Below are 24,190 nucleotides of genomic sequence, written 5' to 3'. Positions count from 1 at the left end.
CAAACCACTGATTTTAAAGGGTTTGCAAAAAAATAACAAAAATATTAGCACTCAAGTGTTGACAGTGCTAAAACAAGTGCTATAATATAAGCGAAGATAAGGTAAGACCTTATCGGGTAGTGTTTCATAAATATGAAAACAAAAAAAGAGGCGATGTATATGAAACGGCTGCCAGGATTATTCAATGACTCATTCGATGAAGTGTTTAAAGATCCTTTCTTTTCTCGCAATATGGAGTATATGAAAACCGATATTCGTGAGAAAGATAACACCTATATCTTGGAAGTAGAACTTCCTGGATATCAAAAAGAAGATATTCATATGGAATTACAAAATGGATATCTCAGCATTCAAGCTGCCCATCATCAGGTAAAGGAAGATAAAGATGATAAGGGTAATCTGATTCGTCAGGAACGCTATAGCGGGACATGCAAGAGAAGCTTTTATGTCGGTGATAACCTGATGGAAAGTGATATCCATGCCAGCTTCCAAAACGGTGAATTAACAATTACATTCCCTAAGGAGGCTCCTGAAAAGGTCGAAGAATCACGTTTCATCCCAATTGAGTAACGTATAAAAAAGGAAGGTGTATCGTATGATGAAATTATTACCAGGTTTATTTAGTGATGCATTTGATGACATGTTTTATGATCGCAGTAATATGAAAACCGATATCCGCATGAAGGATGGCAATTATGTATTGGATATGGAATTGCCTGGATATCAGAAAGAAAACATTCAGATGGAACTTAAGGAAGGCTATTTAACCATCCATGCATCCCGCAATACAACAAATGAAGAAAAGGATGCCAAAGGCAATCTGATTCGCCAGGAACGTTTCTCAGGCTCTTGTTCAAGAAGTTTCTATGTCGGCGAAGGCATTACGCAGGAGGATATTAAAGCAAGCTTTGATAACGGAGAGTTGCATGTGCTGATTCCGAAAGAAGCGCCTAAGAAGGTCGAAGAAAAACGTTTCATTCCAATTGATTAACTATGCTAAACAGGGTATTGAAAACCCTGTTTTCTTTTTATCAATGAACAAATTGATAGAAATATATGCTATACTAATACCATGAGGTGAAAAATTTTTATGAAATCATGGACAAAGGATGCAGTGTTTTATCATATCTATCCACTAGGTTTTTGTGGATGTGAGCAGTTCCATCAAGAGCAACAAACAAGTCGTATTTTAAAAATTAAAGAATGGATTCCCCATTTACAAAAAATGCATATCAATGCCTTATATTTAGGGCCTGTATTTGAAAGTTATGAACATGGTTATGATACAAGTGATTATCGCAAAGTAGACAATCGGTTAGGCAGCAATGCTGATTTTCGGGAAGTTTGTGATGCTTTGCATAAAGCCGGCATTCGCATCGTATTAGATGGCGTTTTCAATCATGTAGGGCGTTATTTTTGGGCATTTCGTGATGTTATGGAAAAGCGTGAACAATCCCCTTACTGCAATTGGTTCCATAATCTAAACTTTCAATGGGATAACCCCATGCATGATGGATTTACCTATGATACATGGGAAGGACATTACAATTTAGTTAAATTGAATTTACAAAATGAAGAAGTTGTTCAGTATTTATTAGAAAGTATTGCGATGTGGATGGATGATTTCCACATTGATGGTTTGCGCTTAGATGCTGCAGATTGTATTGACCCTGCCTTCTTTCGACGCTTAAAACAATTTTGTGAAGAACATAATCCTGATTTTTGGTTAATGGGTGAGATTATCCATGGTGATTATAACCGTTGGGCAAATCCGGATATGTTAGATTCAGTAACCAACTATGAATGTTATAAAGGTTTGTATTCTTCACACAACGAAAAGAATTATTTTGAAATTGCTTATTCCTTAAACCGTCAGTTTGGTGGTAATGGAGGTATTTATAAGGATCTAGTTCTATATGATTTTGTGGATAATCATGATGTAAATCGTTTAGCTAGTACGGTAAAGGAAGAACGTGATCTGGCAAATATTTATACCATGTTATATGCAATGCCGGGGATTCCATCAATTTATTATGGTAGTGAATATGGCATCAAAGGCACAAAACATGATGGCAGTGATGCCGATATCCGCCCTTGTTTAACTTTGACAGAGCTTGCGACAGAAAATACGGCATTATTTTCTCATATCTGCAAACTGGGAAAAGCTTATGACGCTTTACCGGCCTTAAAGCATGGCGATTATCAGCAAGTTATCGTACGCAATCAACAGTTTGTCTTCGCTCGTAAAACGACTGAACAATGCGTATATGCAATTTTCAATGTCAGTGATGAAAGTGCTGATATTGATTTTCCAGTACAATCTGCACATTTATATGACATGTTAAATGAAAAAGCCTACAATTGCTTGGAACATCATTTTATCATTTCGATGCCTGCTAAAAGCTCCATGCTGCTGGTGGAGAAGGAAGATGTAGCAGCTGTTTCTTCAACACCAAGTGATAAAGCAGTAACCTTGCACAACACAGAAACACAAAATGAAACTACGACGAAAAAGAATGCATCAGTGCAGGACGCAACAGCTGTACCAAAAGCTCCGCTTCCAAAAGCAGATGGTTATCCAGAAGAAGATGCTTCACAGCTTGCCATAACAACACCTTCTATTCCTCTTGGCGTTTATCAACACTACAAAGGAAAACGTTATGCTTTATTATATATTGCAAAACATTCAGAAAATGAAGAAGCTTACGCGGTTTATCGACAGCTGTATGGCGATGGTAAGGTATGGGTAAGACCATTGCGTATGTTTGTTGAAGAGATTGAAGTTGATGGTGAGAAAACACCTCGTTTTACGTATCTTAAACCCTAGTAAAAAAAAGTCCAAGCGGACTTTTTTTTATACATTATCATTTTTCATACTTTATCATATTAAATTATGCAAGATAGATGCCATACAATAACTTCTTATGACAAACCTTTGTCCATCTACCAAATACTCTAGATGATAGCTTTTTTAAATTCTGGATTATTTCATAATGACTTATTTACCATGTGCTGCAATAAGCTGCAAGGTTGTTTGAATACAAACATCCTCTTTCGTGCTGACTTCATTAACGGTCGTTGACTTAACGTGCACATCCGGCTGTGTCTTGATCTCATCGTTGATATTTCCATCTTCATCTACACCTAAGCATATAGCCATACGTATCACTATGCCGCTGTTAGGCAATGCAAATAATACAGGATCACTTCCAATACCATCTCCGCCACTCACTCCTCCAACAATCGTTGCTGCTTTGCTTTGTTTTAGAAAGTTAGCCAGCATTTCACTAGAAGAGTACACATTTTCATCAATCAACAGATAGATTGGTTTCTTAAAACGAATGCTATCTTTCGCTGGTACCACCTTCATATCACCTACAATGCCATGTGAGAATTGAGAAAATTCTGATTTTGGGAAGCGGATGTTTGGAAGTTTCATATCCGTAATACGTTCTCCTTCAATCATGTTGGCATATTCCCCATCTTTCAAGAAGACATAAGAAGTTACCGTGATTGTTTTATCCACGATCTTTGGCAATAACATTTCAGACCAATATAGCGAGTTCCCTCCACCATTGCCCCGGATATCCAAGATCAATGCCTTTGCGGATTGATTTGCTTTTAAAAAGGAGGCGAGCATTTCTTCATCTTTTTTACTCGTTTCCAGAGATAACATTTTAGGAATGCGGATATACATAACCTGTCCATCTAATAGAAGTGCTTTTGCATTTACCGTAACATTCTCATCCGTTGCTGCATTTGGTAAAACATAATCACAGAACTGCTTCTCATCAAAGCCATAGTGTTCATAAACAGCTTTTGTTTTCAACTTTTTTATCATCTGATAACGATAATCCCTAGGTTGTTTCGCAAAACTTTGTTCATATAGTTTCATGGTATACATCAGCGATTGTGTATCTTGTATGCGCTGTGTATGACCATTGTGTAATTTTTCCAATACACCATCAATAATATTCTCAAAATCATTCATAGATGTACAACTTTCCACCTTATCACGTGCTGCTTTTTTTGCCTTCTCCCATTGCAAATTAGACAAACGTTCACTCATTTCTAAAAATGGATAATTTTCTTCAATGGTTTTGATGAAATAATCAAAATCCTTCAGATATTTTTGTTCGTTAGTACGGGAACAACTGCTTATGAATAGTACCAAAAGTAGTGATATCATCATGATTTTACGCATACACTTCTATCCCCTTTCAACCTGTTTTTCTTTTATCTTCATAAGTACTTTATTTTTAAGCTCTCTGATACATTCATAGGATAATGGCATAGCTGCCTTAATCTCTTCGACAAAGGAAGTTGGGAAATAGGCTGCCGTTTGTAAAACTGACAACAACATCATTTCGCGGCAATTTTTGATAATAAAGCGGCAAACTTGCTCATCCTGAATGTGTGTGAAAACGACCTTTTCAAGGAAAACCCATAGTTTTTCCAATAAGGCTTTGCGTTCTGCCTTATTACATATAGTAGCTAAGGTATGATGGTGATGCTGATCATCTTCTACAACATCTTGTAAATCATCTGCTACCTGTAAAGTAAAGCCAAACAGCATACAAAACTCCTGTTGCACATCACTTAAATGCCCATCGATTAAATAACCATCCGCTAAGACGCTAGTACCACCTTTCCAAATGGAAATTTCAAGTACGTCCTTCTCAGGTATCGTTTGCTGTTGACGCAAAGATTGTTGCTGTCCCTCTTGGATCAAATATAGGCTTTGATACACATCTTGATAACTTGATGGTGCATACTGATGTTCTATTTTTTCCACCAATTGATGCATCTTATTGGCATACGGATGTGCAAAAGCTTCTGTATGATGATGCAGTCGCCGCATGAACCAGTGATTAAAAGCCTTCTTTTCTTCCTTATCCATAAGGGTATCGTCTAACACATTATCAGAATATGGATACAGCATACTATAACCAAACATGGCTTGATGATATTGTATGGGTTTTTGAAAAGCAACTTCTAACATCCAAATGATCCACATATTGCGTAGTGCCTGAAATACCTCTTCAGCGTGAAGATTTTCATCAAAAGCTTTCGCATCATCAATAAATTTTTGGGTGCAAGTTTCAAATTGCTGCTGATCTTGTTTAGACATCCAAGAGATATCAAGGAATGCAGGAAGCAATGCTTTAATTTCCTGCACATCCTCTGTCATATGACTAAGCTGTTCCTGTAGTTTTGCTTCATTATGTTTTCTTTCCGTTTCATCATATGGTGGAAAAGAAAGTGGCTTTCCAGAAGTTTGCTTCCAAAACAACTTTGTGCTTTCGCATAGTGTCTGAATATCACGCATGATCAAAAGCGATTTCCACACTGCCAGCCTGGCAGTCAATATCTAGTTGATTTTTCGCATCATTACGTACACTGATTTCATTCGATAATCCACTATAGTCTTGCTCTCCAAGTTCAACAGAGCCCACTTCATTTTTTATCTGATACCCATACTGATTCTCTTTATCTTGTAAGTACAGATTTACACTACCGGCCTGACAATCAATTTTCGTTTTACCGCGTAAATCACCGGAAACATCAATACTTCCTGCCTGTACATCAAATTCGCTGTGCTCACTCACCATTTCTTTCATATCTATGCTGCCCGCCTGCGCTGACAGTTCCATTTTACGTGAAACTTGTACCTTTTGCATTTCTACTTCTGTAGCGTCACCATCTACTATCAGATCTTTTAAACGCAGACCTTGAACCGTTAAATGACCTGTGGAAGCATCAATTTCTAACTTTTTCAATAAGTCCTCTTTTTTCAATGTGATATCCAAACGTGCTTTATGTAGAAAATGTTTATTTTTCACATCTACTTTCATGGTATTTGTACTCCTAGAAACACTAACCTGATTTTCATAAATATTGGAAAAACGCAAGCTGTTGTTATCACCCACACGTATCGTTGTGTTCACGGCTGCTACGTTTAATTCTAACTTGTCTACATCATCAAAAGTTTGTGAGAATGTTTTCGTTTTTGAAATGTCTTCAGCGACCTCTTCAAGGTGAATACCAAAGCTACCATGAAAGGGCCACCAAGGAGCTGTTTGGTTATCAACTCGTAAATAGGCAATATCCCCATTTTGCACAATTCCCATGCCAATGCAGAAAGCACCGATGATGACACAAATTATGGAAATGATTAAAGTTACTTTTATCCCATTATGCTTTTTCATAATGCTTTCCCTCCTTTGCTTTGTGATAAAGGTTTGTTACAAGTCGCATGAATGCCGGCAACAAAGTACGAATCAACCAGATAAATAATAAGAGCAGCAAGATTCCCAATCCGATACATAACAAACCTCCGCCAATGGCAATCAATGCATTGCCTGGTGTTTCTAAATGATAAAATCCATTAACAAGTAAGGGAAAGCCTGTAAATGCAATCGCTCCTACGGATGCAAGACCGGCGATAGCAAAGGCTCCTATTGTTATAAATAGAGCAAATATCACTGCAACCAATGCCAACAGCAAAGGCAATGCGATGGGTAATGCACAGATACCAAGAATAATTGCAATAATGCTTTTTAGAGAAGATTTCTTGGTTGTATTTTGGTCATTTGCAAATGTCGTGTTATGACGTCGTATTTCTGCATCAGCTCTTATCTGTGCCGCAAATTTGTAAGGTGAACCAAGATCGGCTATGACCTGTTGCTCATTCCCTTCACCTGCATCATCAAAATATTCTTCACAATAAGATAATGCATCTTCTATTTCATCTTGTGATAATCCCTTTAAACGAACCCGAAGTTCTTCTAGATATTGTTGTTTACTCATCACAAACGCCTCCCTCTAAAATGTCTGTAATTTTACTGGAAAATTGTTTCCATTCCTCTACATATTCCTCATATTTGACTCTTCCTGTTTCTGTTAAACGATAATATCGTCTATTTCTGCCCATATGCTGCTGGTCATATGTCTCTAAATACCCATCTCGCATCAATCGACGCAAAACCGGATATAGTGTAGATTCACTCACGCTCATCACTACTTTTACTTCCTGGGTAAGCCGATATCCATATGTGTCTTCTTTATGCAAGGTCGCTAAAACACAAGCATCCAGCAATGCTGATCCAAGCTGAAATGTCATATACATCACCTTTCTTCCACAATATTATACATCGTATAGTATTATAATTCAATATATATTATATTTTAATTAATTAAATATGTAAAAACGCATAACATATAAAAATGCAGAGCTATTAATCATAAGCCATCTACTCTTATGAAAGAAACATTGTTGATGTAAAAACCTTAGTATACTCTTAAAATAAATGCGCATTTTTAAAGATTACCATAAGTAAGTAAAAAGTGTATTAAGCTCCATCTGATAAATAGTCTGGCGGATATTAATTTTTTACAAAAAGTTCTTGACGCTTAAAACCTATTTTGTTATAATTACGTGGCAACAGTTAAATGGCGCGTTGGAGAAACGGTTAACTCACATGCCTTTCACGCATGCACTCACGGGTTCGAATCCCGTACGCGTCACCAGTTAAATATATAAGGTAAGTTCAAGTGAACTTACCTTTTTTCAATAAGCGGGATGAGAAACACGTTACGGCTGTTTGGGCATGTGAGTTTTGATAAGTACATAAAAAAGACTGTTGTTTTTGATCAACAGTCCTTTATGCTCAACTATTTATTAATAATATCCATGATATTCTGATAATATGTGTAGCGTCCATCTACGTACTGTAAAGACTCATAAGCCAACGCTTTTGCTTTATTAAAGTCAATATCTTCATAAACAGATGCAAAGCGATAATAGATATAATCTTTGATTTGATTATCTCGTAAGATATAACCATAACATTCATCACCGTGCTGGAAATCACCATGCTTGATATATAAATCAGCAACATCCATCAAAATACGCAACTGATATTTTGTAAATAAATCATAATATTGAGATAATACGGCATATGCGAAATCTTCATAAAATTTCACATCGTCATACTGCCAATCTGGCAATATAGCATATGCCAAATCAAAGAAGTGTGCAACAAATGCATCAACATCTGCACCAATCAATTCGCTGACAATCGCTGAATCCCCTATATTCTTGCGCTGACCAATCATTAGCAATTTTTCACAAATCTTAAATTCCTTCAGATATTCAGCAGCATTTACTTCAGCATCTTCACTGATTGTAGTCTTAACCGCTGTATTCATATCCTTCTTAATATCTTTATAATCCATTGCTTTAATGTCCATAGTATCAGCCACCTTACCTAAAGTTACAGCCACTAAGTCGGTATCATAACCATCTTTTTCGTAAGCAAAGTCTGCATTCTTTAAGTTATTTCCCTCAATGATATCTTTCTCTAGTTTCTTAATGTCAGCCTCATCCATCAAGAAACGTGCATAATCTTCATACACATGCTGTACACCCATGGCTTGCATACGCTGGATGCATTCTTCTAAAGACAACACTTCATAGACAGCGGTTTTTTCCTTCTTTGTTGGTTTTTTGGCAGCTTTCTTAGCAGCTGGCTTCTTTTCATTAACTGTCTCCGTTTTTTTCACAGCCGATTTTTTTTCTTCTTTCGCTTCTACTTTTTTCGTTTCCGCTTTCTTTGTACTCTTCTTAACCGGTGTTTCTTCTTTTTTAGGTTCTTCCTTAACGCTCTTTTTAGTAGCAGGCGTTTCTTTCTTCGCCGCTTTGACCGTTTTGGTTTCTTCCTTTTTCACCGTTTTTGCACTCTTTGTTTCAGCTTTTGTACTCTTTGTTTCTGCTTTGGTTTCCTTTTTTACGGTTTTCTTAGGTTCTTCTTTCACAGTTAGTTTTTCTGGTTCCTTTGCTACCGTAATTTTTTCTGGTTCTTTTGCAGCTGTGATCTTTTTAGGTTCTTTTGCAGTCGTAAGTTTTTTAGCCTCTGGTTTTACGGCAATACTTTTAACTTCTTCGCTCTTTGTTTCTTTTTTAACAGTTTCAGCTTTTGCTGCAGCACTTTTCTTTGCTGTTGCTGTCATTTTCTTTTTACTGGTGTTTGCCATGTGTAATTCCCTCCCACATTTTCTTTTTATATATAAATACGAAAGTATACCGACGTTTACGAACGAATATGTATGATACACATTCCATTGTTATTATAGCATAGTTAAATGTCGTATTTAAGTAAGAAAAGGGGAATCCTTTACTTTTTGGCATTTTTTTCGTGATTTTATCCCGTTTTTCACATATTTCCATCCAACTTTGAAAAAAATTCATCTGATTTTCACATATTTATAAAATTTTTTTGAGATAATCTATCTGTATACTAAAAGGCGTAAAGAAAACATACTTAAAGGAGGAGCAGTATATGAACGAAAATGAAAACAGTAATGTCGAAAACATGAATAACAAAGATGAAAACAAGTATGATGAGACTGTAGTAAATGAAACAGTCACTGACACTGAGGAAGAAACAAGTACTCAAAAAGAGCCAGTAAAAGAAGAAACGACGTTAGAAGAAGATGTAAAACAAGAAGAAACCACTTCGACTGAAGAAGCACTGACTGACAATGGAAAGCAGCCAAAAGTGCCTTTCATAAAAAAGCATAAAAGCGGTGTTATGATGTCAGGTTGTTTCCTGTTGGCTTTAGCCGGTGGATTTGGCGGTACTTTAGCTGCCAATCATATCAATGGTAATGGCGGTGTCATCATGTATCAATCTGCCAACACCACAAAAACTACAACAACAGCAGCCAATGGTGACACGATGAGCATTAAACAAATCACCGAAGCTGCCGCAAACAGCGTCGTTGAAATTAAAACCGAATCGGTGTCCACGAATAGTTTCTTTCCTCAAGCAGTATCATCTGGAGCCGGTAGTGGTGTTATCTTAACCAAAGATGGCTATATTGTCACGAACAACCATGTCATTGATGGTGCTGATAAAGTCACTGTGACAACAAAAGATGGAAAATCTTATAATGCTAAATTGATTGGGACCGATGCATCCACCGATTTAGCTGTCATTAAAATCGAAGCCAGCAATCTTTCTCCTGCTGTAATGGGAAAATCCAGCAAGTTGGAAGTTGGTGATACGGCGGTTGCTATCGGAAATCCATTAGGTGAATTAGGTGGAACCGTAACTTCTGGTATCATCTCTGCTTTAGATCGTGAAATTACCGTTGATAATCAGAAAATGCATTTATTACAAACGAATGCTGCTATCAATCCAGGTAATTCCGGCGGTGGTTTGTTTAATGATCGAGGTGAACTGATAGGTATTGTTAATGCCAAATCCAGTGGCAACAATATTGAGGGTCTTGGTTTTGCTATTCCGATTGACCGAGCGAAAGATGTCATTGAAAATCTGATTGAAAATGGGTATGTAAAAGGCCGTGCTTCTTTAGGAGTTACCCTTTCAACCGCAACAAATCCTTATGGTGAAAGCATGTCTGCTGTTTACATCGCTAAAGTGGAAAGTGGTAAAGCCGCAGACAAAGCAGGTTTAGAAGTCGGTGATCAGATTTTAAAGGTAGACGGTAAGAAGGTTAGCGATATTGCGGATGTAAAAACTGCCGTAAATAGTCATAAAGCCGGAGAAACCATGACAATGAATATACTTAGAAATAATGAAACGAAGACCATCAAGGTGACACTTGGTGAAGCTGACGCATCAACAACCACTTCCAATAATGAAAAATCGCAACAATCCGATCAACAAAATGGGATGGATCCATTTTCCAACTTTAATTAATCGCTATATAAAAACTGCACATGACGATATGTGCAGTTTTTGATTTTCACTATAAATAAATTACTATATCAGCTTTTTGCTTTGTGTCACAAAACTTAGAATTATAGCATGGGAAGGAATATAAAAAGGCAAACTAATTTGCCTTTTTATATATGACGATTCTGAATAAGAAATTTTTCCGTTCCTCATGAAATGATGATTTAGCATCATTACTTAATGATCTCTGCCGGTTTCCCTGATCCAATCACCAAGCTTTGGTAACAATTCATAAAAGGTTTTTAAGTTCTTCAGTTTCCATTCCCAATTAGGTGAACCTATTGTCCCCGGTGTATTGATCCTGCCTTCTTTTTTCAATCCCAGAATATCCTGTACTGGTAAGATGACAACTTCTGCCGCACTGTTTAGGCAATAGCGAATAACCAGTTCGTGGAAATTACGGTTTTCATAGCCACAGTTGTGAAAATATCTACGCAGTGCAATTTTACGGTTTTGCGGTAAATCTTGATAAAAACCTTCCAGCGTATCATTATCATGAGTGCCGGTATATAAAATCACATGCTCTCTGCGTTTTTTCTTTAATTGCTTTGGAACCAATTCAAATTCAGCAACATTCATTCCTAATAAGTGATAATGATCTCGCAGCTTATGCACCTGCTTGCGCAAATCACCCAAATCTTCAGCGACGATTTGAATATCAGGCATCTGACGATATACTTCATCAAAGAAGTCATAAGCCGGTCCGCTTATCCATTCTCCAACCTGTGCCGTAGGACATTCCACCGGAATCTTCCAATACGTATCAAATGCCCGAAAATGATCGATACGGGTGATATCAAAGTTGGCAGCACTCCATGCTAAACGCTTCATCCAGAAATCATAATGCTGCTTTTTCATCTGTTTCCAATGATAAATTGGATTTCCCCAACGTTGACCATCCTCACTGAAATAGTCAGGTGGTACTCCGGCGATAAAAGTTGGATAACCATCTGCATCCAATAAGAATTCTTCTTGACGTTGCCACACATCGGCACTGTCTAAACCGACATAGAATGGCATATCACCCATAATCTTAACACCTTTGGCATTCGCATATTCTTTTATGCCTGCCCATTGTTTATAAAAGATAAATTGTAGAAACTCCTCATAACGGATTTCATTTTCAAGGCTTTGTAAAGAGTAGTGGCGATCAATGATCCACTCCCGTTGCTCCTTAGGCCATTGTTGCCAAGGCTTATCATCATTTTGTTTCTTTAAGGTAATAAAGACCGCATATGGATACAGCCATTCTGATTGTGACGTAAACAGTTGATACTCCTGTTCAAACTCATGAAAATTTTTTTGAAACGTTTTAAATGCCTTTCTTAAATAAGGCTCTTTGAATTTGCGCACGCCTTCATAATCTACACGTTCACTAAATTTATTATAGTTACGAATAGAGCTTTGTTTTAAAAGCCCATAATCAGCTAATGTATCTATACTGATGTATAGCTCATCTCCGGCAAAGGAAGAATACGGCTGATATGGTGAATTCCCATATCCGACAGGATTCAATGGCAATATCTGCCAAATATGAATATGCTGCTTTGCGATTGCATCAATCAAGCGATACGTATGCTTGCCAAAATCACCGATACCCTGATTTGACGGCAGTGAAAAAATCGGTAGTAAGATTCCTGTAGTCCGTTCCATGTGACCCCTCCTCTAAGACAATTTCCAGATATCCCTGTCATACTCTTGAATCGTTCGATCACTAGAGAAGAAACCGCTCATAGCGATATTCATCAGCATTTTTCTGCCCCAGTCCGTTTGCTTTTCATAATCTTGCAACATCTTTTCTTTACATACTATATACTCTTCTACATCTAACAATGTCATGAACCAGTCCTTATGAATTAATTCATGATGCAACCGTGTTAGACTGACCGGATCTCCAACACGTAGCATTTCATCACTGATAAGGAAGTCAACCAACGTTTTTACATGTTCACTTCCTTCATAAATATCCTTTGCCACATAATCTTGGTTTGCATAATGAGCGATTACAGTATCGCTATCTTTGCCAAAGGTATAGATATTCTCTTGACCTACCAAGTCCGCTATTTCCACATTCGCACCATCATTTGTGCCCAATGTCACAGCGCCATTTAACATGAATTTCATATTACCGGTACCACTGGCTTCTTTCGATGCAAGTGAAATCTGTTCAGAAATATCACTGGCTGGGATGATAAATTCAGCTTCACTGACATTATAGTTTTCAATAAAACACAATTGCAGATATGGAGATACCTTTTCATCCTTTGCGATAAGTTCTTGCAAACATAATAAAGCATGTATGATGTCCTTGGCAATTGTATAGGCGCAAGCTGCTTTCGCTCCGAAAATTATGTTGATCGGACGTGGCGGCAGTTCGTTGTCACGAATTTGCAAAAGCTTATGAATAATATATAACGCATTCATTTGCTGGCGCTTATATTCATGCAAACGTTTGACCTGTGTATCAAAAACAGCATAAGGGTTTAAGGTTATTTGCTGTTTCTTTTTCATATGCGCAATCCATTCCATTTTCTTTTCCTGTTTAATTGCCATAATATCTGCAATTACGGTTTCATCATGCGCATACTTTACCAATTCTTTTAATATTTCAGGATGGGAAGATGGATCTTTTTTCAACAAATCACATAAATAATGATGTAGTTGCGTATTACATCCACTTAACCAGCGTCGAAAGGTAATACCATTCGTCTTATTGTTAAATTTCGTAGGATATAAGGCATAGAAATCTTTCAATTCGCTTTGTTTTAATATATCAGTATGAATGGCCGCAACACCATTGACACTTTTACCGATATGAATGTCAATATTGGCCATATGCACATTGCGGTTTGCATCTATAATAGCAGTACTTGCTTTTTTACTGCGTTCTTTCATCATCACATCCAGTGTTTCTATAATATTCATTAATTGTGGTACAACGTCTTGCAAGTAAGCATAAGGCCAGGTTTCTAATGCTTCGGCTAAGATCGTATGATTTGTATATGCACACATACCGGAGACGACTTCAATAGCTTCAGCAAGCAATAGACCTCTCTTTTGCAAAAGACGAATAAGTTCTAAGATTACCATTGTCGGATGGGTATCATTGATTTGAATGATGACATGTTCATGCAGATGGCGCAGATCCCATTGGTGTTGTAAAGCTTCTTCTAAAATCATCTGGGCAGCACAGGATACCATAAAGTATTGTTGATAAATCCGTAACTTTCGGCCTGCTTCATCACTGTCATCCGGATATAAGAATAACGTTAGATTTTTTTCAATGGCTGTTTTATCAAATTGGATACCATCGTGAACAATTGATTCATCAACACTTTCTACATCAAATAGATGCAAGGTGTTGCGAGTGCCATGCTCACCGATGACTTCCATATCATATAAGATTGGTTTCAGCCAGCCGTTTTTATAGGGAACGCGATAATTGACTTCTTTTTTCGTAAACCAGGAAGTTTTACCGATCCAGCGATTTGGTAATTCTACTTGTTTATTGTTTTCAAATTTCTGTTCAAATAATCCAAAATGATAATATAAGCCGATACCGTCTCCATTGCGCTGTAAGGATGCAATTGAGTCAAGGAAACAAGCAGCCAATCGGCCTAAACCTCCGTTCCCTAAGGATGGTTCCATTTCCTCATCTTGAATCTGCGACCATGCAAATCCTTCTTTCTGCACCAATTCTTGCATTTCATCTAATAAACCTAAATTAACTAAATTGCTTGTAAGCATCTTTCCTAACAGAAATTCTGCTGAAATATAGTAGAGCTTACGCTCACTTTGGTGTATTGGTGCCGATTGCATCTGCGCTTTTACATAAGCTTGAATCAGCTCATACATTCTGGTTGCGCTTAAATGGTTATATTTACGTTTTTCCTGTTGGATATGTTGTTGCAGATCCTGCAGTTTCTTTATCATAGCTCTTCTCCCTTCGCATATGTAAGTGTTATCATTATTCTTATTTTAACACAAATTTATCTATTTTTGGCTGAGAAATGAAAAAAGTACAGATTTTTTCATTCTGTACTTTTTTCACCCTATTTATTTCTAACCTAAAGCTACATCCATGACCATCATCAGAAGGAAACCAAACATCACGCCAGCTGTTCCCGCATGGGTATGTTCTCCTAAATGCGCCTGTGGTATTAGTTCCTCTACCACAACATACAACATGGCACCTGCCGCAAATGATAACAGCCATGGCATGACCAATGTCGCACCCTGCACAATGGCGACGGTCGCAATTCCTGCTATGGGCTCTACGATACCGCTTAAGGAACCATATAGGAATGCTTTGCCATTTGAACATCCTTCTTTCTTTAAGGGAAGCGAAATAGCCGCACCTTCCGGAAAGTTTTGCAAACCTATGCCAAGAGCTAAGGAAATGGCTGCCGCTAATGTTACCGATGCCCCAGTTTGTAAAGACATGGCAAATGCTAGTCCTACTGCCATGCCCTCTGGTATATTGTGCAATGTTACGGCAAATACCAGCAAGGTTGTTCGCTTTAGTGAAGATGTTGGACCTTCCGGTTTCTCACTGCCTGGATGTAGATGAGGTAAAGCATGATCTAAGCCAAACAGAAAAATACCACCTAGGATAAAACCTCCAGCTGCTGGAAGCCAAGGAATCATCCCTAATTCTTCTGCTTGTTCCATGGCAGGGATTAATAAGCTCCAAACACTTGCGGCTATCATGACACCTGCCGCAAACCCAAGAAAAATTGATTGTACATTTGCTTTTATATCTTTACGAAAGAAAAAAACCATTGCCGCACCCAAAGTTGTCATAAGAAAGGTAAAACCAGTTCCCAGTGCCGCTAACAGATATGGATTTGTAATTTCCATCATAACACCTCACTTTATTACATATAGTATAGCGTAAGTAAGCTAAAGATAACATTAAAACGCCCAAAACCTTCCTTTTTCTTACCAAATATGTGTATGTTATGATTTTTCATATCTGTTTCCAAGTAAAAACCGTAACATCAATAGAAATGATACGGCATTTTCTATACTGTTACGGTTATATACTTATTTATCTTACATTCCTTTTGCAAATGTGAAATGATAGTTCAAAAGATCCTTTAATAATTGAATAGAGGCATTCATTTCTGACTCATCCATTGTTTTAATAACCTTAAAATTATGCAACAACATACCTTCATCAAGTTTATATTCACTGCTGAGATAATTTGCCCAGCGATCCGCCTCTTCTTTTTGTTTTTGTGCTAAGATGCCTTCCGATACAATCACACAATGATACTCCTTATAATTAACAGGAACCGCCCATTTAATCAAACCAGCATGACAAGAATAAATACATTCCTTATCAATCTGGCGTGCATTTTCATACGTTTCCTTTGTACATTCTTCACACTTTTCCAATGCCTTGCTTGAAATCTTAAGACATTTACAAAAATAATTTTTCTCTGATGCACTCTGAATCACCGTATTATCCTCAACGATATAAGAGCGCAGTCCGGTAATTCTCTGATAATCATCTAGCGCATGTTTTACTATTTGCTTTTCATCCATCATCTTTATCACCCTTTATCTTTCCTCTTCGTACTTTCAAATATATCATATTTTCATAAAAATGGCTACCGGATTCCGTTATATTGTAAACGTTTCCATATCTTTTCTAATCTTTTGGATACGCTTTGCATATGCTTTTACTTCATCTCTTTTACATAATTTCTCTACTATATCATATTGATCCCACATATGCATCGGGATGATATGCTTTGCATCACTATACTGCATAAAACAGCTGACACCTTTATAAAACCCTTTAATAAGACGTGGATCAACTGGTAAAAATGCCACATCCATCTGGTAACGACTAAGTTTTTTCATTGCTTTACGATATGCTGTTTCCATTTGTTGAGCCTCTTCTTCACTGTCTTCCTCGCCCCAATCCCACCAATTTAAATCTCCTGCATGATAGATGATATTTTGTTCACACATCACAAGGAAAGCAACCCCTTCATCTGTGGATGCAATCGTTTTTACTTGCAAATCATCCACTTCATATATCTGGTCACAAGCGCATACCAAAACGTCCTTACGATCCTTACAAGGAACATCATCACTGATCAGATAATGTACATCTGGATGAATTTTGGCTAATGTGAAAATCGCTTCATGGAAATGATCTTCATGATGATGAGAGACAAAGACATATAGTGGCTTATCTTTCGGTAGTTCACAAAGTGGCGTATTGACCCAATCAAACAATAGCAGATGATGTTTTAATTCAATAAGAAAGGCACTGTGATGTAAATACGTAATTTTCATGAGTAACTACCTCCACTTTTCTATATCTTATCTTAAGTTTTAAAAATACACAATAAATTCATATTTTCATGCTACTTGCCAAATGCTTTCTGCATAAACTATAATAGCATCATAACAGAAAGGAGTGTTTATTATGAACGCTTTACAAATCATAGAGCCAGAAAAACTGCATGGAGATGTCTTTACCATGATTGGCAAAGAGTGGATGCTGGTAACAGCAGAAAAGGATGGACGTGTCAACACCATGACCGCTTCCTGGGGTGGTATGGGAATTTTATGGAACAAAAAAGTCGCTTATATCTTTATCCGTCCGCAACGCTATACGAAGGAATTTATCGATGGAAGTGAGCGATTGACATTATCCTTTTATGATGAAGAGTATCGCAAGCAATTAAGTTATTGCGGTACTGTTTCGGGAAAAGATGAAGATAAGATCACAAAAGCCGGTTTCCATATTGCTCATCACCATGATGTTCCTTACTTTGAAGAAGCGAATACGGTACTGGTATGCCGTAAGCTGTATGCACAAGAATTAAGCGAAGCGTGCTTCTTGGATAGCTCCTTAATTGAGAAAAACTATCCATTAAAAGACTACCATACGATGTATGTCGTTGAAATTGAAGAAGCCCTAGCACGCTAAAAACACAAAATAAAAGATGGAATGTATTTCTTAAAAAATACACTCCATTTTTTTACATATGTTCAATAATTTCAACTTCGACTTTCTTCTCACTTGGATAATATTCATAAGTGATTTTAGCCAGATTGGTATCTCCTAAATTTTTGGTAAGAACACGCGTAATATTATCCGTCAATGTTTTCGTATCATCTTCTGATTCACAGAAATATTCAATCTTCGTCGTCACAAATTTTCGAGTCGTCACATTTTTAGAGATTTCTTCACTCAAACGAATTGCATTTTTCATAACATATACTCCTTTTTTTCTATATTATATTACCACTAACTTTATGATTTAGGAAGTCCTTTCCCTCGATATTTACGATTATGATGAAACTGTGATGGTCCCGTTATCCTCACTCACATACGTGAATGTTTCATCGGAATAATTCATTTTGACATTCTTTAACAGCTTTTTAGGCTCTTTTTCAACATAAAACGAAATTCTTTCTTCATCAGATAACTGTTGATATATACCATAACTCAATAAATAATGGCAAATACTTTCTAGTTCCTCATCACTTAAAGCATCATGCACATACAGTTTACTCGTACGAACATTATCTTTCGTAATTCGTGTTTCGTAACGATAGGATATTTCCGGTTTATCAATTAGCAGACTGCTTTCCTCTGTTCCATCAAAAGGACATGCCCCCGCTACATCCTGCAGTTCCATGCGCAATTGTTGTTGCGGAAACACAATCACATGAGTTATCGCCTTATCATTCAAAAAACCGTTGATGACATAATCGCTTGGATTCGTAAGGATGACCTTACCTTTTTCAACGCTACAATCAATTTTCGTAACCGGATGATCGTTCACCAATGCATCATTGCTTAATTCTGTATAGGCACTGTCATTATTATAATCTTCAAACTCATGCGACGATGATGCAAAGACGTTATAAGCAATGAAAGCAATAAGCAATAGGACGAAAATGATGATCCCCATAGCATTTTTCAATATAGTTGATGGCCCTTGGCGCTTATCTTCTTTATAAATATGAGCTTGGCGCTGCCGTTTTCCCCTTTCAAACTTCATTCTGGGGTGTTCAAATTTCGGCTTTTCAAATTCTGGATGTTTAAATTCTTTATACTCATAGTTTGGATGCTGTGCTTGCCGCTCATAGGAAGCCGCATTTTCAATTGTCTTTTTTTCTTTTTCCTTCTGCTCATTTCTATATTGACGTTCTTCATTTGATGCTATATCATCCTCTACGATATAAAGATTCTTTTCATGATAACGTTCACTGATTGGCTTTGTGTGTCTGCCGCAGATCTCACAAACCGCATCATTTGTCTTTGCTCCGCAGCTTGGACAATAGCGTTGTTTCTTTTCCATATCATTACCCCTTAAGTACACCACTTACGGTATATCCCTTTTTATTATTATACTATAATTTCTGATATTTTTTACAATTGATATTGATAGTTTGAAAAAATTTATGAATTAGTGAAAAAAAGAACATAAAAGAGGTATAATGGTATAGAGAATAAAACAGGAGGAACTCTTATGAAACAAGTTATGTATGGAATTGAGATCGCTGATGTGAATGATTTTGGCGGATGGGTAGGTTATGAACCTGTAAAGGAAGAGATGGCAACCGTTTTAAATCATCACATGTATCTGTTTTTCCAAAACGAATATCATATCCGTCAATTTGCGGAAGGACGTAAATTTGTCATTAATGTAAAAGATGATTCTTTTGGTAAAGTTGTGGATAATGCGCGTATCATTAAGGCTATTGTAGAATATGGAACACCATTAAGCATGAATGGTTATGAAATAAGTGCTCCAGCGTATGCACGCAATATCGTAAAACCATTAAGCCGTGCTACCCACTTCATTCCTGAGAAAGATATTTATAGCTTTGCGGATGAACATTATAAAACGATGAAGACAGACTTTAACTATATCACTGATTTAATGCGCCGCACTTCTATTGAAGAAGTAGATGTATTGCTAGGCAGTATCTCTTTTGTAAATAAGAATTTATTGTATCATTATCCACATTACTTTATTGTTGGTGACAGCCAGATCAAAGTATTAGATGATGATTACCAAATTGCTGAGTAAATGATAAAAAGCCGATTACGGCTTTTTTCATAATTGTATAGGCTTAAAGTCTTTTTTGGTGTTTGTGAAATAATAGCCACGTAACAATCCCCACCCCTAATACAGCACTTAGTTTTTTCATATTATCACGTTCCTTTCTTGCTATCAGTATAAAGAAGGAACGATAAAAAGACCATCGAATATGCTTACAATAGTCTTACAAAATCGTTAGTTGAAAGTAAATCTTGACTTATCTTCCTGTCAATCTTAAAATATACCGTATAAAAGGAGGTTTTATCTATGCAACCAAAAGGAAAAGCCATCGCATCAATGAGTGTGGGTATTGTAGCAACCTCCATCAGTGTCATAGCAATGATCCTTCCATTTTTTTGGATGGTAGCAGGGATCTTAACAGGGGTCATCGCCGTCATTTGTGGTATTATCGCCATTGTATTAAGCAATCGCTCCTTACATAGCGGCAGAGCCGTTGCCGGTTTAGTTACCGGTATTGTGGGCTGCAGCATCGGTGGCATTGTTGTTGTCTTATGCAGCGTGTTAGTTTATTTCTTTTCCTTCTCATTAGTGTAGATACCGTATGTGGTATCTTTTCTTTTTATCTGACATCTGTTAAAATGAGAACGCAAAAAGAAAGGAAGATCCTTATGAATACACGAGTAGAACATGACTCCATGGGTGAAATAGAGGTACCTACTGATCGCTATTGGGGTGCGCAGACCCAGCGCAGTTATCAGAATTTCAAGATCAGCGATGAAAAAATGCCATTTGCCGTAATTTATGCATTTGCCCATTTAAAAATGGCAGCCGCAAAAGTTAACTTAAAAAATGGCACTTTAAATGAAGAGAAAGCCGAAATGATCTTACGTGTCTGTGATGAGATCCTAACCGGTAAACTGGATGAACACTTTCCTTTATCCGTTTGGCAAACCGGCAGCGGCACCCAGAGCAATATGAATGTGAATGAAGTAATTGCAAATCGTGGGAATCATTTAGCTGGTAAAAAACTACTGCATCCCAATGATGATGTGAATCAATCACAAAGTTCTAATGACACCTTCCCCAGTGCCATGCATATTGCGGCAGTAACCGTATTACAAAAAGAGGTGCTTCCAGAAATCAACGAAATGATCCTTTGTATGAAACAACTAGAAAAAGAGTATCATGATATTATAAAAATAGGACGCACCCATTTGCAGGATGCTACCCCTTTACGTTTCAGTGATGAAATCAGTGGATGGCGTGGAATGCTGGAAAACAATGTGGATATGTTGCAAAAAGCAATTGACTCCTTAGGTAAGCTTGCCATCGGAGGTACAGCGGTAGGTACAGGACTAAACGCTCCTGAACATTTCGATGAAGATGTCAGTGCCCAGCTTTCACAGCAGCTGGCTATGTCGTTTATTGCCGATCCCAATAAATTTCATGCCCTAACGGCAAAAGATGACTTAGTTTTTGCTCATGGTGCTATCAAAGCATTGGCTGCTAATTGTATGAAAATAGCCAACGATATCCGTTGGTTGGCAAGTGGACCGCGCTGTGGCTTGGGTGAAATCCGCATTCCTGAAAATGAGCCGGGCTCCAGCATTATGCCGGGAAAAGTAAATCCTACCCAATGTGAAGCGATGACCATGTGTGCTGTTCAGGTCATGGGCAATGATGCGACGATTGGCTTTGCGGCAAGTCAAGGTAATTTCGAGTTGAATGTTTTTATGCCGGTCATCATCTATAATTTCTTGCAATCTTGTACACTGATGTGTGATGCTTTACGTTCCTTCCGTATTCATTGTGTAGCAGGTTTACAGCCAAATCAGGAAAAGATGGAAGCGTACCTACAACAATCCTTGATGCTCGTAACTGCCTTAAATCCTTATATCGGCTATGAGAAAGCTGCCAAAACCGCCCGTTATGCTTATGAAAACAATTTGACCTTAAAAGCAGCCTGCCTGCATTTAGGCTATCTTGATGAAGAGCAGTTTGATCGTTACGTAGACGCTAAAAAGATGGTAAAGTAGCTGACTTTGCATCTAGCATGCAATCCTACATTCTTATATTTTATATACCTTACAAGCTGTTTCATACAACAGCTTGTTTTTGGTTTGTTCATCCATGGCAAGAGATAACGCAAATTGTAAATGATCCAATTGATTGCATCCTGCATAATCAGAACCAAACATGATACGATTAGGATGCTTGTATAAAAATTTTTCTATTTCTTTCTTCATGCTTGGCAAGTAGATCCATTGATCAGCTAAGCTAGACATATCAAAGATCATATTTGTTGTATCTTCATAAGCCGCAAAACAATCCGCTACATCCGGATAATGGCAATGACAGCAAACAAAGGTGATGTCAGGATGCTGTTTTACTGCCATTTGTGTACTGGCTAAGCTGGCGTAAGGTGAGGTATGTCCTTCACTGTGATAAAGGATAGGTACTTGATAAGTTCTTGCTAAATCATAAACCGGTAATAATCGTTCATCATACAGATAAAACTGCTCATGTCCGCAAAATAATTTTATGCCAACGACACGTTTCTCCTGTAAATATTTTTCTAAGAGTCTTAGTTGTTTTTCATAGGTAAAGAAAGGACTAATGCCTCCAACAATCGCAATATGTTCATCATGGGCAAACAATTCTACACATTCCTGTAAGGAGCCGATCGTGCTTTCTAAAGAAGAATCGCTGATAACGATACCTTTCGTAATCTGATTGGTTTGCATTTCTTTTAATAGAGTACTTCTTTTATCCGCAAAAGACTTACAATCATAAGGCAGATGCATATGCGCATCTAAGATGTTTCGTTTCATTTTCTATATCACCGATTCCCTTCTTAAAAAACATATTATTTATAAGTATAACACAGTTTTTATCATTGGCCTTTTATCCTTTATCATCATTTGTAGCAGTTTATCTAATTGTCTTTGCGTTATCCTCATATGCAATAGCTATTCTAGAAAAAATGCTAATGTTCGAGGCATGACTGATTTGCGTTATCCTCATATACAATAGCTATTAGCACTTTAGCACTCATTTGAAACTGCAATACCATGTAAATCGCTGCATTATCAAAAAACCGGTTTGCTTATTACAGTTACATAAACTGTGTCTGGCAAATCGGTTTTCTTGTGCTTAAGCATCCATATCCTATAAATAGCATTTTATGCTTATTTGTGTCACCTATATTTATTTACGGGCTACTCCGCTTTCACGTGCCGCCTGCATTACTGCTTCGGCTACAGCATCAGCCACACGTTTATCCAAGGCACTAGGAATGATATACTCCTTATTTAATTCTTCTTCCTGAATCAGGGAGGCTATGCCATAAGCAGCAGCTATCTTCATCTCTTCATTAATATCACTCGCCTGTACAGCTAAAGCTCCTTTAAAGATTCCTGGGAATGCCAATACATTGTTGATCTGATTTGGAAAATCACTGCGACCGGTACCTACCACAGCTGCCCCTGCTGCCAAAGCTTCATCAGGCATGATTTCAGGAACTGGATTCGCCATAGGGAAAACAACAGCCCCTGCTTTCATAGAACGCACCATTTCCTGGGAAACGATATGTGGCGCACTTACCCCAATAAAAACATCGGCATCTTTCATAGCATCTGCTAGTGTTCCCTGTCGCTCACACTTTGTGATATCCAAGATTCTCTGCTGGCCGCTGGTTAATGTGCTATGGATGTTTAAAATACCTGCTTTATCTACCAATAACACTTCACCAAAGTGCATATCTAACAATAGTTTCGCAATGGCACAACCGGCACTACCGGCACCATTGATAACGATACGTACACTGCCCATAGGCTTGTTTACAACCTTTAACGCATTTAACAGTGCGCTGGCCACAACAATGGCTGTACCATGCTGATCATCATGAAAGACGGGAATATCACACACTTCCTTCAAACGTTTCTCTATTTCAAAACAACGCGGTGCAGCGATATCTTCTAGGTTAATACCGCCAAAGCTACCTGCTAATAAAGCAATTGTATTTACAATTTCCTCAGTATCTTTACTGCGGATACATAACGGTATCGCATTTACTCCGCCAAATTCTTTAAATAAGACACACTTACCTTCCATGACCGGCATACCGGCTTCCGGACCAATATCACCTAAGCCAAGCACAGCAGTTCCATCGGTAATAACTGCTACTGTATTTCCTCTACCGGTTAAGGTATAGCTTTTCTGTGGATCTTTTTGAATTTCCAAACAAGGTGCTGCAACACCGGGCGTATAGGCTAGTGACAAATCATCACGATTTGTTATTTGCATTTTCGGCTGAATATCTAGCTTACCCTGCCATTGTGCATGCAGGCGTAAAGATTCTTTTGCATAATCCATAAAGTGATCACC

Annotated in this window: 23 protein-coding genes and 1 tRNA gene; 9 read left to right on the top strand and 15 right to left on the bottom strand. The window is 37.6% G+C overall.

Annotated features, from left to right (window positions below; translation table 11 throughout):
- The first annotated feature begins 159 nt into the window (after positions 1-159).
- The 3 genes from AC1VS3_RS04915 (at position 160) to AC1VS3_RS04905 (ending at position 2,827) form a co-directional block, all read left to right on the top strand.
- Positions 160-570, top strand: coding sequence for an Hsp20/alpha crystallin family protein (locus AC1VS3_RS04915; protein WP_008687481.1), 411 nt, complete (start codon positions 160-162; stop codon positions 568-570).
- Between the two features lie 28 nt (positions 571-598).
- Positions 599-991: an Hsp20/alpha crystallin family protein gene (locus AC1VS3_RS04910; RefSeq protein WP_034798248.1), complete on the top strand. Its 393-nt coding sequence runs from the start codon at positions 599-601 to the stop codon at positions 989-991.
- A gap of 99 nt (positions 992-1,090) precedes the next feature.
- Complete coding sequence (locus AC1VS3_RS04905; RefSeq protein ID WP_008687479.1) at positions 1,091-2,827, top strand: DUF1653 domain-containing protein; 1,737 nt, start codon at positions 1,091-1,093, stop codon at positions 2,825-2,827.
- 171 nt (positions 2,828-2,998) lie between these two features.
- Here the strand turns inward: AC1VS3_RS04905 and AC1VS3_RS04900 are convergent, their stop codons facing one another.
- Genes AC1VS3_RS04900 through AC1VS3_RS04880 form a run of 5 tightly spaced genes read right to left on the bottom strand, consistent with a single transcriptional unit; the run spans position 2,999 to position 7,123 of the window.
- A complete protein-coding gene (locus tag AC1VS3_RS04900; RefSeq protein ID WP_008687478.1) occupies positions 2,999-4,204 on the bottom strand; it encodes a S41 family peptidase in 1,206 nt (401 codons plus the stop codon).
- A 6-nt stretch (positions 4,205-4,210) separates the two neighbouring features.
- Positions 4,211-5,329 carry a hypothetical protein gene (locus tag AC1VS3_RS04895; protein WP_008687477.1) on the bottom strand — a complete coding sequence of 373 codons (1,119 nt, stop codon included), beginning with the start codon at positions 5,327-5,329 and terminating at the stop codon, positions 4,211-4,213.
- Positions 5,322-6,209, bottom strand: coding sequence for a DUF4097 family beta strand repeat-containing protein (locus tag AC1VS3_RS04890; RefSeq protein WP_008687475.1), 888 nt, complete (start codon positions 6,207-6,209; stop codon positions 5,322-5,324). The genes AC1VS3_RS04895 and AC1VS3_RS04890 overlap by 8 nt, the downstream gene beginning before the upstream one ends.
- The gene (locus AC1VS3_RS04885) at positions 6,196-6,810 is read right to left on the bottom strand and encodes a DUF1700 domain-containing protein (protein WP_008687474.1); all 615 of its coding nucleotides are present in this window, start codon (positions 6,808-6,810) and stop codon (positions 6,196-6,198) included. The genes AC1VS3_RS04890 and AC1VS3_RS04885 overlap by 14 nt, the downstream gene beginning before the upstream one ends.
- Positions 6,803-7,123: a PadR family transcriptional regulator gene (locus tag AC1VS3_RS04880; RefSeq protein ID WP_008687473.1), complete on the bottom strand. Its 321-nt coding sequence runs from the start codon at positions 7,121-7,123 to the stop codon at positions 6,803-6,805. Before AC1VS3_RS04880 ends, AC1VS3_RS04885 begins: the two co-directional genes overlap by 8 nt.
- Before the next feature lie 331 nt (positions 7,124-7,454).
- Between AC1VS3_RS04880 and AC1VS3_RS04875 the strand changes: the two genes are divergently transcribed.
- Positions 7,455-7,530: transfer RNA gene (locus AC1VS3_RS04875), tRNA-Glu, on the top strand.
- Positions 7,531-7,674: 144 nt separating this feature from the next.
- Here the strand turns inward: AC1VS3_RS04875 and AC1VS3_RS04870 are convergent.
- Positions 7,675-9,036, bottom strand: a complete 1,362-nt coding sequence (locus tag AC1VS3_RS04870; protein WP_008687472.1) for a hypothetical protein — start codon at positions 9,034-9,036, stop codon at positions 7,675-7,677.
- A 305-nt stretch (positions 9,037-9,341) separates the two neighbouring features.
- On the opposite strand from AC1VS3_RS04870, the gene AC1VS3_RS04865 reads away from it, so the two are divergent.
- Positions 9,342-10,727, top strand: coding sequence for a S1C family serine protease (locus tag AC1VS3_RS04865; RefSeq protein WP_008687471.1), 1,386 nt, complete (start codon positions 9,342-9,344; stop codon positions 10,725-10,727).
- 213 nt (positions 10,728-10,940) lie between these two features.
- On the opposite strand, the gene malQ is transcribed toward AC1VS3_RS04865, so the two are convergent.
- The 5 genes from malQ to AC1VS3_RS04840 form a co-directional block, all read right to left on the bottom strand.
- A complete protein-coding gene (gene malQ / locus AC1VS3_RS04860) occupies positions 10,941-12,416 on the bottom strand; it encodes a 4-alpha-glucanotransferase (RefSeq protein WP_008687470.1) in 1,476 nt (491 codons plus the stop codon).
- A gap of 12 nt (positions 12,417-12,428) precedes the next feature.
- Positions 12,429-14,696 (bottom strand): glycogen/starch/alpha-glucan family phosphorylase, encoded by a 2,268-nt coding sequence (glgP, locus tag AC1VS3_RS04855; protein WP_008687469.1) that lies wholly within the window; start codon positions 14,694-14,696, stop codon positions 12,429-12,431.
- Between the two features lie 129 nt (positions 14,697-14,825).
- A complete protein-coding gene (locus tag AC1VS3_RS04850) occupies positions 14,826-15,626 on the bottom strand; it encodes a ZIP family metal transporter (RefSeq protein WP_008979438.1) in 801 nt (266 codons plus the stop codon).
- A gap of 192 nt (positions 15,627-15,818) precedes the next feature.
- The gene (locus AC1VS3_RS04845; RefSeq protein WP_008687466.1) at positions 15,819-16,316 is read right to left on the bottom strand and encodes a PocR ligand-binding domain-containing protein; all 498 of its coding nucleotides are present in this window, start codon (positions 16,314-16,316) and stop codon (positions 15,819-15,821) included.
- 75 nt (positions 16,317-16,391) lie between these two features.
- Positions 16,392-17,075, bottom strand: coding sequence for an MBL fold metallo-hydrolase (locus AC1VS3_RS04840; RefSeq protein WP_008687464.1), 684 nt, complete (start codon positions 17,073-17,075; stop codon positions 16,392-16,394).
- 133 nt (positions 17,076-17,208) lie between these two features.
- On the opposite strand from AC1VS3_RS04840, the gene AC1VS3_RS04835 reads away from it, so the two are divergent.
- Positions 17,209-17,715 (top strand): flavin reductase family protein, encoded by a 507-nt coding sequence (locus AC1VS3_RS04835; protein ID WP_008687462.1) that lies wholly within the window; start codon positions 17,209-17,211, stop codon positions 17,713-17,715.
- Between the two features lie 52 nt (positions 17,716-17,767).
- Here AC1VS3_RS04835 and AC1VS3_RS04830 read toward each other — a convergent pair whose 3' ends face one another.
- A complete protein-coding gene (locus AC1VS3_RS04830; protein ID WP_008687461.1) occupies positions 17,768-18,001 on the bottom strand; it encodes a hypothetical protein in 234 nt (77 codons plus the stop codon).
- A 78-nt stretch (positions 18,002-18,079) separates the two neighbouring features.
- On the bottom strand, positions 18,080-19,096 hold the full coding sequence (locus tag AC1VS3_RS04825) for a hypothetical protein (protein WP_008687458.1): 1,017 nt from the start codon (positions 19,094-19,096) through the stop codon (positions 18,080-18,082).
- A gap of 171 nt (positions 19,097-19,267) precedes the next feature.
- Here AC1VS3_RS04825 and AC1VS3_RS04820 point away from each other — a divergent pair, with 171 nt between their 5' ends.
- The 3 genes from AC1VS3_RS04820 to fumC all read left to right on the top strand — a co-directional run bounded on the left by AC1VS3_RS04820 (position 19,268) and on the right by fumC (position 21,840).
- Positions 19,268-19,831, top strand: a complete 564-nt coding sequence (locus AC1VS3_RS04820; protein ID WP_008687457.1) for a hypothetical protein — start codon at positions 19,268-19,270, stop codon at positions 19,829-19,831.
- A 279-nt stretch (positions 19,832-20,110) separates the two neighbouring features.
- On the top strand, positions 20,111-20,398 hold the full coding sequence (locus AC1VS3_RS04815) for a hypothetical protein (RefSeq protein WP_008687456.1): 288 nt from the start codon (positions 20,111-20,113) through the stop codon (positions 20,396-20,398).
- A 74-nt stretch (positions 20,399-20,472) separates the two neighbouring features.
- Complete coding sequence (fumC, locus tag AC1VS3_RS04810) at positions 20,473-21,840, top strand: class II fumarate hydratase (RefSeq protein WP_008687455.1); 1,368 nt, start codon at positions 20,473-20,475, stop codon at positions 21,838-21,840.
- Between the two features lie 33 nt (positions 21,841-21,873).
- On the opposite strand, the gene AC1VS3_RS04805 is transcribed toward fumC, so the two are convergent.
- Together AC1VS3_RS04805 and AC1VS3_RS04800 are read right to left on the bottom strand one after the other, a co-directional pair.
- Complete coding sequence (locus AC1VS3_RS04805) at positions 21,874-22,635, bottom strand: amidohydrolase family protein (protein WP_008687453.1); 762 nt, start codon at positions 22,633-22,635, stop codon at positions 21,874-21,876.
- Positions 22,636-23,011: 376 nt separating this feature from the next.
- Positions 23,012-24,178, bottom strand: a complete 1,167-nt coding sequence (locus AC1VS3_RS04800) for an NAD(P)-dependent malic enzyme (RefSeq protein ID WP_008687452.1) — start codon at positions 24,176-24,178, stop codon at positions 23,012-23,014.
- Positions 24,179-24,190 lie beyond the last annotated feature (12 nt).

The sequence above is a fragment of the Longicatena sp. genome, from assembly GCF_982403165.1.
Note: the sequence above shows the minus strand (reverse complement) of the source record. Positions and strands in the feature narration are given on the sequence as shown.

Coding starts and splice junctions, on each gene's coding strand:
- glgP (WP_008687469.1), bottom strand. CDS start 14,696: ATGATAAAGAAACTGCAGGATCTGCAACAACATATCCAACAGGAAAAA.
- AC1VS3_RS04900 (WP_008687478.1), bottom strand. CDS start 4,204: ATGCGTAAAATCATGATGATATCACTACTTTTGGTACTATTCATAAGC.
- AC1VS3_RS04885 (WP_008687474.1), bottom strand. CDS start 6,810: ATGAGTAAACAACAATATCTAGAAGAACTTCGGGTTCGTTTAAAGGGA.
- AC1VS3_RS04870 (WP_008687472.1), bottom strand. CDS start 9,036: ATGGCAAACACCAGTAAAAAGAAAATGACAGCAACAGCAAAGAAAAGT.
- AC1VS3_RS04805 (WP_008687453.1), bottom strand. CDS start 22,635: ATGAAACGAAACATCTTAGATGCGCATATGCATCTGCCTTATGATTGT.
- AC1VS3_RS04845 (WP_008687466.1), bottom strand. CDS start 16,316: ATGATGGATGAAAAGCAAATAGTAAAACATGCGCTAGATGATTATCAG.
- AC1VS3_RS04830 (WP_008687461.1), bottom strand. CDS start 18,001: ATGAAAAATGCAATTCGTTTGAGTGAAGAAATCTCTAAAAATGTGACG.
- AC1VS3_RS04915 (WP_008687481.1), top strand. CDS start 160: ATGAAACGGCTGCCAGGATTATTCAATGACTCATTCGATGAAGTGTTT.
- AC1VS3_RS04815 (WP_008687456.1), top strand. CDS start 20,111: ATGCAACCAAAAGGAAAAGCCATCGCATCAATGAGTGTGGGTATTGTA.
- fumC (WP_008687455.1), top strand. CDS start 20,473: ATGAATACACGAGTAGAACATGACTCCATGGGTGAAATAGAGGTACCT.
- malQ (WP_008687470.1), bottom strand. CDS start 12,416: ATGGAACGGACTACAGGAATCTTACTACCGATTTTTTCACTGCCGTCA.
- AC1VS3_RS04825 (WP_008687458.1), bottom strand. CDS start 19,096: ATGGAAAAGAAACAACGCTATTGTCCAAGCTGCGGAGCAAAGACAAAT.
- AC1VS3_RS04820 (WP_008687457.1), top strand. CDS start 19,268: ATGAAACAAGTTATGTATGGAATTGAGATCGCTGATGTGAATGATTTT.
- AC1VS3_RS04905 (WP_008687479.1), top strand. CDS start 1,091: ATGAAATCATGGACAAAGGATGCAGTGTTTTATCATATCTATCCACTA.
- AC1VS3_RS04840 (WP_008687464.1), bottom strand. CDS start 17,075: ATGAAAATTACGTATTTACATCACAGTGCCTTTCTTATTGAATTAAAA.
- AC1VS3_RS04895 (WP_008687477.1), bottom strand. CDS start 5,329: ATGCGTGATATTCAGACACTATGCGAAAGCACAAAGTTGTTTTGGAAG.
- AC1VS3_RS04890 (WP_008687475.1), bottom strand. CDS start 6,209: ATGAAAAAGCATAATGGGATAAAAGTAACTTTAATCATTTCCATAATT.
- AC1VS3_RS04800 (WP_008687452.1), bottom strand. CDS start 24,178: ATGGATTATGCAAAAGAATCTTTACGCCTGCATGCACAATGGCAGGGT.
- AC1VS3_RS04835 (WP_008687462.1), top strand. CDS start 17,209: ATGAACGCTTTACAAATCATAGAGCCAGAAAAACTGCATGGAGATGTC.
- AC1VS3_RS04910 (WP_034798248.1), top strand. CDS start 599: ATGAAATTATTACCAGGTTTATTTAGTGATGCATTTGATGACATGTTT.
- AC1VS3_RS04865 (WP_008687471.1), top strand. CDS start 9,342: ATGAACGAAAATGAAAACAGTAATGTCGAAAACATGAATAACAAAGAT.
- AC1VS3_RS04850 (WP_008979438.1), bottom strand. CDS start 15,626: ATGATGGAAATTACAAATCCATATCTGTTAGCGGCACTGGGAACTGGT.
- AC1VS3_RS04880 (WP_008687473.1), bottom strand. CDS start 7,123: ATGACATTTCAGCTTGGATCAGCATTGCTGGATGCTTGTGTTTTAGCG.